Below are 7,322 nucleotides of genomic sequence, written 5' to 3'. Positions count from 1 at the left end.
GGGTGGCGAGGGCGTCCAGTTGGGTGGGGTCGGAGAGGGCGGAGCCGACGGCCACCACGCGTACGCCTGCTTGCAGGAACGCGCCGGCATTGCTGGCGTCGAGGCCGCCGGTGGCGACGAAGCGCAACTGCGGCAGCGGGCCGGCGACCGCCTTGAACCAGGCCGGGCCGAGGGAGATCGCGGGGAACGCCTTGAGCCAGGTGAGGCCGTGCCGCAGTGCCTGCTGGGCCTCGGTCGGGGTGGCCACACCGGGCAGGTGCGGCAGGCCACGCGCGGCGGCGGCGTCGGCGACCGCGAGGTCCAGGCCAGGCGCGACGGTGAACCGGGCGCCCGCGTCGGCCGCCGCGGCGACCTGTTCGACGTCGAGCACGGTGCCGGCGCCCACGATACGGTCGCGCTCGGCCCCCGCCTCGACGGCGGCCCGCAGCGCCGGCACCGCGTCGGCGGTGGCCACCGGAACCTCCACCACGTCGATGCCGAGATCCCAGGCACGCTCGGCGAGCCGAACGGTCTCGGCGACCGGCAGGCCGCGCAGGATCGCCATCACCCGGGCGCCGCCGAAGATGTGGTCGAAGTCCGGTGTGGTCATGGTGCACTCCATCCGAGGTCGCGGTGGGACTGTTGCTGCTGGTCGGGTCGCAACCCGCCGGCCCGACTCAGGTCGTCGCCCCCGGGTCGGTCAGGTCGAGCGGCGACCAGGCGTCGTCGGGCGCGTCGATGAGTTTCTCGAACCAGGCCCACGGCGGGACCGGGGCGTTGTCGCCGCTGCTGGTCAACGCCTGCGCCGCGACGAGGTGACCGAGGCGCAACCGCCGCACCGGGTCGAGGCCGCGTAGCAGCCCGGCCAGGTAGCCGGCGGCGAACGCGTCTCCGGCGCCGACCGGCTCCACCACCGTCACCCGGGGCGCGGGCACGAAGACCGGTTCGGCGTCGCGGACCAGTGCGGTGGCGCCCACCGAGCCGTCCTTGACCACCACCGTCTCCGGATCGGGCAACAACTGGCGTACGGCCGTCGGGTCGGTGGTGCCCCAGAGGGTTTCCGCCTCGTCCTGCCCGACGAAGACGAGGTCGCAGCGGTTGGCGAGGTCGCGCAGCACCGGCGCGGCCTGCTCGGCGGACCACAGCCGGGCCCGGTGGTTGACGTCGAAACTGACCAACGCCTGCGCCAGCGGCCGGTCGGTCACCGCGTGCTCGACCAGCGCCCGGCAGGACGCGGAGAGCGCCGGGGTGATCCCGGACAGGTGCAGCACCCGGGCACCGGCCAGCGCCGGGTCGGCCAGTGTGGCGGGGTCCATCCGGGCGGCCGCCGACCCGGCCCGGTAGTAGTGCACGGCGGTCCCCTCCGGGCCCGGGTCCTTGACGTACAGGCCGGTGGGGGCGGCCGGGTCCACGCACACCTGGTCGACGCGGACACCGGCGGCGGCGACGTGCCGGACGACGGCCCGACCGAACGGGTCGTCGCCGACCCGGCTCACCCAGGTCGCCAGGTGTCCCAGGCGGGCCAGGTAACCGGCCACGTTGGACTCGGCTCCACCGACCGACACGGCGACCCGTTCGGCGCTCTCCAGCGGCTCACCCGGGGCGGGGCAGAGCACCACCATCGTCTCCCCCACCGCGGCCACCTCGATCGACGGAAGGCCGGCCGGGACACTCGCCTGGTCAGGTCGGGGGGCGGTCGGCATCGGGCACACGTCCTCGCGGCGGGGTGCTGGGCGTCGCCGAGCCTAGGTGTCCCGCGCGGGACGGGCAACCTGTCGCGCGTCACACCTCGACGCTCAGGGCAGCGTCAGCCCGTACGCGGCCAGCACCTCCGCGATCGGCTGGTAGTAGGTGGTGCCACCGGCGGTGCAGTTGCCGGTGCCTCCGGAGAGGATGCCGAGGATGGTGCCGGTGGCGGCCACGTAGAGCGGTCCACCGCTGTCCCCCGGCTCGGCGCAGATGTTGGTGCGGATCAGGCCGTAGATCACGCCGGTGGCGTAGTTGACGGTCTGGTTGAGACCGGTGACGGTGCCGCAGCGCACGCCGGTGGTGCTGCCGCTGCGGCACACCGCCTGACCGATGTACGCGTTGCCGGGACCGTTGATGGTCACCAGGCCGGGGTGGGTGTAGACCGCGCTCGGGTGGGCGATCCGACCGGTGTAGCGGATCAGCCCGTAGTCGTTGGTGGGGTAACTGGTGGCGGTGCGGGTGCCGAGCACTGTGGTCCGGGCGCTGTCGGCGTACCAGGTGGCGGTGGCGGTGGTGCAGTGCCCGGCGGTGATCACGTAGTAGGTGCTGCCGCTGCGCGCGTTCGCGCCGAGCGAGCAGCGCGCGCCACCGCCGCCGTAGATGCCCTGCCCGCCGGCGATCAGGGGGCGCAGCGTTCCGTGTTCGCGGCGCAGCAGCACGCCGGCCCGGTCGGTCACCGCCCGCAGTGCGGCCAGTTCGCTGGGGACCACTGTGTCGTCGACGGTGAGGGTCATCCGGCCGGTGGCGGGGTCGAGACCCCAGGCGGTGCCCGCGGTGCGTACCCCGGTCAGCGTGGCCGCCGCGTCGGCCGCGGGCGCGGCGGCCCGGTCGGGGACGGCGGCCTGCGCCGCGCCGGGCGCGACGAGCAGCAGGGTGGTCAGGACGAGGGCGGCCAGCGGGGAGCGGCGCATCCGAACCTCCGGATAGATCGAGATTGATGGATGCGATAAAGCATCGCCCGGCGCCCCGAGCCGTGGCAACCTCCGGCCGCCCTCTTCCCCGACCGGCGGGAATCGCCGATCCGGGGACGGCCCGTGTCGGGGCCGCCGATAATTCCTCGGGAGACGCGGCGGGAGGCCAGGCATGACCACCAAAGGGAATGCGGCGCTGGTACGCCGGCTGGACCAGTCGACCCGGGCAACACTGCTGGAGTTGCTCTTCGACGTGGTCTTCGTGGCCGCCCTCGCACTGACATCGAAACTGCTGTCCGAAGAGCTCTCCTGGTCCGGCGGCGCCAAGCTGCTGCTGATGCTGACCGCCGTCTGGTGGACGTGGTCGGTCACCACGACCACGACTGAGTTCTACGATCCGCAGCAACGCCCGATCCAGGCCATCCTGATGATCGCCATGGTCGGGTCGGTGGGGATGGCGGCATCGCTGCCGATGGTCAGCGTCGCGCACCTGGCGCTCTTCGTGATCTCGTACGTCGGCACGCACGTGATTCGCTGCGTCATCCTGGTCACCGCCCTGCACCGGCAGGGGCACCGGACGGCCAGGGAGCGCGCCACCCGGTTTCTCTTCTGGTTCACGGTGTCCGGCGTCTTCTGGGTCCTCGGCGCGCTGTCAGAGACTCCGAACTGGGGGCTCTGGACGATCGCCATAACGATCGACCTGGTCGCCGGGGCGGTCCGCTATCCCACACCCTGGCTGGGTCGGGTGCCGCTCGCGCAGTACGGGCGGACCACCGAGCACCTGGGCGAGCGGTACCAACAGTTCATCATCCTGGCCCTCGGCGACATCATCCTGTTGCCGACGCTGCAGGTCAGCCGGGGACATCTCGATCACCTCCGGCTCGCCTCCCTGCTCTGCGCCTTCGCCACCATGCTGCTGCTCTGGCAGATCTACGTCTTCCGCGCCGGCGAATTGTTGGTGGCGGCCGGGTCCAAGGGAAGCCGGGCAACGCGACTGGCCCCGTTCACCCATCTGGTCATGCTGGCCGGCGTGGCCAGCACTGCCGCCACCTTCGACCTGGTCGTCACCAGGCCGACCGGAACGACGCCGGTGCCGTGGCTCGTCCTGATCATCACCGGCCCGACGCTGTTCGTGGTCGGCCGCGTCCTCTTCACCATGGCGGTGTCGTGGGTCACGCCGTGGCGGCGAGTTGCCTGGCAGCTCTTGCCGCTGCTGGTACTGCCGTGGGCCGGCGGTTGGCCGCCGGTGCTGGTAGCCACGATCGTGGCGCTCGGGTTGGCCTGTCACATCCTGTTTCCCGGAGCGGCCCGGGAGACCACGCCGGGCCTGCGGCTGCGGCAACCCGACGACTGACCCGCGCTCGCCGTGGCAACCTCCGGCCGCCCTCTTCCCCGACCGGCGGGAATCGCCGATCCGGGGACGGGCCGCGCCGGCACCGCCGATAATCCTCGGAGACACGGCGGGAGGCCGCGCATGACCACCGGAGGCACCGCCGCACTGGTACGCCGGCCGGACGGTTCGACGCGGGCCACACTGCTGGAGTTGCTCTTCGACGTGGTCTTCGTGGCCTCGCTCGCGCTGACCTCGACCCTGCTCGCGGAAGTCCACAACTGGTCGGGCGCCGCGATGGTCCTGCTGATGCTGACGGCGATCTGGTGGACCTGGTCGGTCACCTCCACCACCACCGAGTTCTACGACCCGCAGCAGCGCCCCATCCAGACCATCCTGATGGTCGCCATGGTCGGGTCGGTCGGGATGGCGGCGTCGTTGCCGATGGTCTCCGACGGGCACGCGATGGTTTTCGCGATCTCCTACGTCGGCACGCACGTGATCCGCGGCATCATCCTGGTCACGACGTTGTACCGGAAGCGACATCGGGCGGCCATGGTCCGGGCCACCCGGTTCTTCTTCTGGTTCGTGGTGTCGGGCGTCTTCTGGATCACCGGCGCGGTGTCCGGCACGGTGAACTGGACTCTCTGGACCATCGCCATCACGATCGACCTGCTTTCCGCCGCGGCCCGCTACCCCACGCCCTGGCTGGGCCGGGTGCCCTTCGAGCAGTACGAGCGGACCACCGCGCATCTGGGCGAGCGGTACCAGCAGTTCGTCATCCTGGCCCTCGGCGACATCATCCTGGTTCCCACACTGCAGGTCAGCCGGGGCCCGCTGGCCGGGCTCCGGGTCGCCGCGCTGCTCTGCGCGTTCGCCATCATGCTGCTGCTCTGGCAGGTCTACGTCTTCCGCGCCGGCGAGCTGCTGGAGGCTGGGGCCGGGCCGAAGTCGGGCCGGCCGGCGCGGGCGGCTCCGTACACCCATCTGGTGATGCTGGCCGGGGTGGTCGCCACGGCGGCCTCGTTCGACAGGGTCGTCACCCGGCCGACCGGCACCACGCCGGTGGGGTGGCTGTTACTGATCCTGGGCGGCCCCGCGCTGTTCGTGATCGGCCGCGCCCTGTTCACCCTGCTGGTGTCCATGCTCGTGCCGTGGCGGCGAATGCTCTGCCTCCCCCTGCCGCTGCTCACGCTGCCGTGGGCCGGCCGCTGGCCGCCGCTGCTGGTCACCACGGTCGTGGCGCTCACGCTGGCGGCGCACATCCTGATTCCCGGAGCGGCCCGGGAGACCACACCGGGCCTGCGGCTGCGGCAACCCGACGACTGACCCCTGCTTGGTCAGGCGAAGTGTCGAGCGGCCCACTCGGCGAGGTCCCGGGCGCACGCGTCCACCGACTCCTGCCAGGTCCGGGCCGCACCCTCCCCCGCCTCGTCGCTGACCTGCTTGACCAGCCGGCACGGCACGCCGGCCTGCGCCGCGGCCCAGGCCACCGCGTACCCCTCCATGTCGACCAGGTCGGCGCGCTGCGCCAACCGGTCCCGCTGCGCGTCGTCGGCCACGAAGGTGTCACCTGTGGCCAGCACCGCGCCCTCGGCGGCCAGCGACAGCGGCGCCCCGTAGGTCTCGCCGGTGAGCGTGCGCAGCAGGTCGGTGTCCAGGTCGTGCTGGAGCACGGTGGCGACCTCGTGGATGCCGGCCAACCCGGGGCGCAACGCGCCCGCCGTACCCAGGTTGAGCAGCAGGGCGGGGCGCGGCCCGGCGGCCAGCACCGCGGCCACCGCGCTGGCGGCGTTCACCTTGCCCATGCCGGTGAGCAGGACCGGCAGCTCGGGCGGCAGGTAGCGGGCCTCCTCCCCCACGGCAAGAACCACCAACGGACGATCGGCGCGGACCGTGCCTCGAAGACTCACCGGAGCATCGTACGAGCCGACCGGTGGGCCGTTGACGTCAGTCGTCGGTGAAGCGGTACAGCACGAAGTCCTTGTCCGCGCCACAGGCGATCACATGGGTGTTCCACGAGCAGGACGAGCTGCGCACGTCCTTCAGCTCACCCAACTCGTCGACCGCCCCGGACTCGGCCCACACCCCGGCCAGCACCCGGTTGTCCGCGACCACGCTGGGTGCCTTGGCGAAGACCAGCAGGTTGCCCGCGTCCAGGCGGACCGCCACCCCGCCCCGGTCCCGCAGCACCGGCTTCCCGGCAACGTCGAAGACCGTGACGGTCGGCTCCGGGGACTCCCGCTGGGCGAGCACCTGCTCACCCAACGGAATCAGGCCGGTCACGCCCGGCGCCGACCACCTGACCATGCGCTCACCCTCGGTGGCCGCCACCACCTCGGTGCGCGCGGCGTCGTTGTCCGGCACCTGCAACAGGCAGGCCCGCCGCTCACCGCAGGCCACCAACTCCTTCGGGCGGTACTCGTCGTTGCCGGAACGGTGCAGCACCACCGGCTCGGCGTCGGAGCCCAGGTCGTACGCGAGCAGCTGGTAACCACCCTCGTTGGCGGCCACGTACAGCCGGTCCTCGTGGGCGACCACCAGGTCGTCGAGGTCGGCGACGCTGCCCCACTGGCGCAGCACCGCGCCGGATGCCATGTCGAGCAGCCGTATCGACCGGTCCGCACCCACCTGGATCAGTCGCCGCCCCTTGCTCGCCCACGGGTTGCGCGGCGTGCCGTCAAGGAAGGCCGGCCCGCCCGCCGCCGCGTCGGTGCCGACCGGCCGGACCACGGTACGGCCACCGGCGTACTGGCCACGGGGGTTGGGCTTCGTCCACTTCGCCGAGCCGTTGGTCAGGCGCAGGCCGACCAGTTGGTCCGCGGCCCGGTCCACCAGTACCGCCGTGTCGTCGGCGAAGTAGACGTCGTCGTCACCACGCAGAACGCGCTGCCAGCGCTGCTCGCCGGTACGACCGTCGAGGACGGCCAGCGGTCGGGGGGTGCTGTCGCCCGGTGCGTCGGCGAGGACCGCGACCGCCCCGGGGACAGCGATGATCGTCTCCCAGTCGTCGGCCCGCACGTCGGTCTGCTCGCGCCACAACTCACGGCCGTTGCCCGCGTCGACGGCCACCACTTCCAGCCGGTCGTCGGGCAGGGGGAACGCCAGGTAGGCCCGGTCGTCGAGCACCGCTGTCCACATGTCGCCCGGCCGTTCGGGGCCGGCCGACAGGCGGGACAGCTCGCGCAGCGAGTCGAACTTCAGATCCGGGTAGCGGTCCCGGGTCAGGTAGAGCGTGGCCGCGGTGGCCACCCCGACCAGGGCCAGCACCACGCCGAGCACCACCCAGCGCGCCCGCCGCCAGCGGGTCGCGCCGCCGGGCGGGGTCGGGGTGGCGCCGGCCAGGCCGGGCC

The 7,322-nt window shown here is 72.5% G+C and carries 7 protein-coding genes; 2 read left to right on the top strand and 5 right to left on the bottom strand.

All coding sequences use genetic code 11. From position 1 onward, the window contains the following. The 3 genes from DLJ58_RS30925 to DLJ58_RS30915 form a co-directional block, all read right to left on the bottom strand. A partial coding sequence (locus DLJ58_RS30925; RefSeq protein ID WP_148098022.1) for a bifunctional 4-hydroxy-2-oxoglutarate aldolase/2-dehydro-3-deoxy-phosphogluconate aldolase occupies positions 1 to 589 on the bottom strand: 589 nt, incomplete at its 3' end. 67 nt (positions 590 to 656) lie between these two features. Then, positions 657 to 1,682, bottom strand: coding sequence for a sugar kinase (locus DLJ58_RS30920; protein ID WP_124861887.1), 1,026 nt, complete (start codon positions 1,680 to 1,682; stop codon positions 657 to 659). 93 nt (positions 1,683 to 1,775) lie between these two features. Then, the gene (locus DLJ58_RS30915) at positions 1,776 to 2,639 is read right to left on the bottom strand and encodes a S1 family peptidase (RefSeq protein ID WP_124861884.1); all 864 of its coding nucleotides are present in this window, start codon (positions 2,637 to 2,639) and stop codon (positions 1,776 to 1,778) included. 172 nt (positions 2,640 to 2,811) lie between these two features. Here DLJ58_RS30915 and DLJ58_RS30910 point away from each other — a divergent pair, with 172 nt between their 5' ends. Then, on the top strand, positions 2,812 to 3,993 hold the full coding sequence (locus DLJ58_RS30910) for a low temperature requirement protein A (protein WP_124861881.1): 1,182 nt from the start codon (positions 2,812 to 2,814) through the stop codon (positions 3,991 to 3,993). Positions 3,994 to 4,113: 120 nt separating this feature from the next. Next, a complete protein-coding gene (locus DLJ58_RS30905) occupies positions 4,114 to 5,298 on the top strand; it encodes a low temperature requirement protein A (protein ID WP_124861878.1) in 1,185 nt (394 codons plus the stop codon). Positions 5,299 to 5,309: 11 nt separating this feature from the next. On the opposite strand, the gene DLJ58_RS30900 is transcribed toward DLJ58_RS30905, so the two are convergent. Both DLJ58_RS30900 and DLJ58_RS30895 read right to left on the bottom strand, forming a co-directional pair. After that, positions 5,310 to 5,882, bottom strand: a complete 573-nt coding sequence (locus DLJ58_RS30900) for a nucleosidase (protein WP_124861875.1) — start codon at positions 5,880 to 5,882, stop codon at positions 5,310 to 5,312. Positions 5,883 to 5,919: 37 nt separating this feature from the next. Then, a partial coding sequence (locus DLJ58_RS30895) for an outer membrane protein assembly factor BamB family protein (protein WP_148098021.1) occupies positions 5,920 to 7,322 on the bottom strand: 1,403 nt, incomplete at its 5' end.

The organism is Micromonospora arida (assembly GCF_003857035.1).
In the GTDB taxonomy this organism is placed as follows: Bacteria; Actinomycetota; Actinomycetes; order Mycobacteriales; family Micromonosporaceae; genus Micromonospora; species Micromonospora arida.
Note: the sequence above shows the minus strand (reverse complement) of the source record. Positions and strands in the feature narration are given on the sequence as shown.

Bases quoted from the DNA above. Each gene is read 5' to 3' on its own strand.
- DLJ58_RS30920 (WP_124861887.1), bottom strand. From the start codon at position 1,682: ATGCCGACCGCCCCCCGACCTGACCAGGCGAGTGTCCCGGCCGGCCTT.
- DLJ58_RS30910 (WP_124861881.1), top strand. From the start codon at position 2,812: ATGACCACCAAAGGGAATGCGGCGCTGGTACGCCGGCTGGACCAGTCG.
- DLJ58_RS30915 (WP_124861884.1), bottom strand. From the start codon at position 2,639: ATGCGCCGCTCCCCGCTGGCCGCCCTCGTCCTGACCACCCTGCTGCTC.
- DLJ58_RS30905 (WP_124861878.1), top strand. From the start codon at position 4,114: ATGACCACCGGAGGCACCGCCGCACTGGTACGCCGGCCGGACGGTTCG.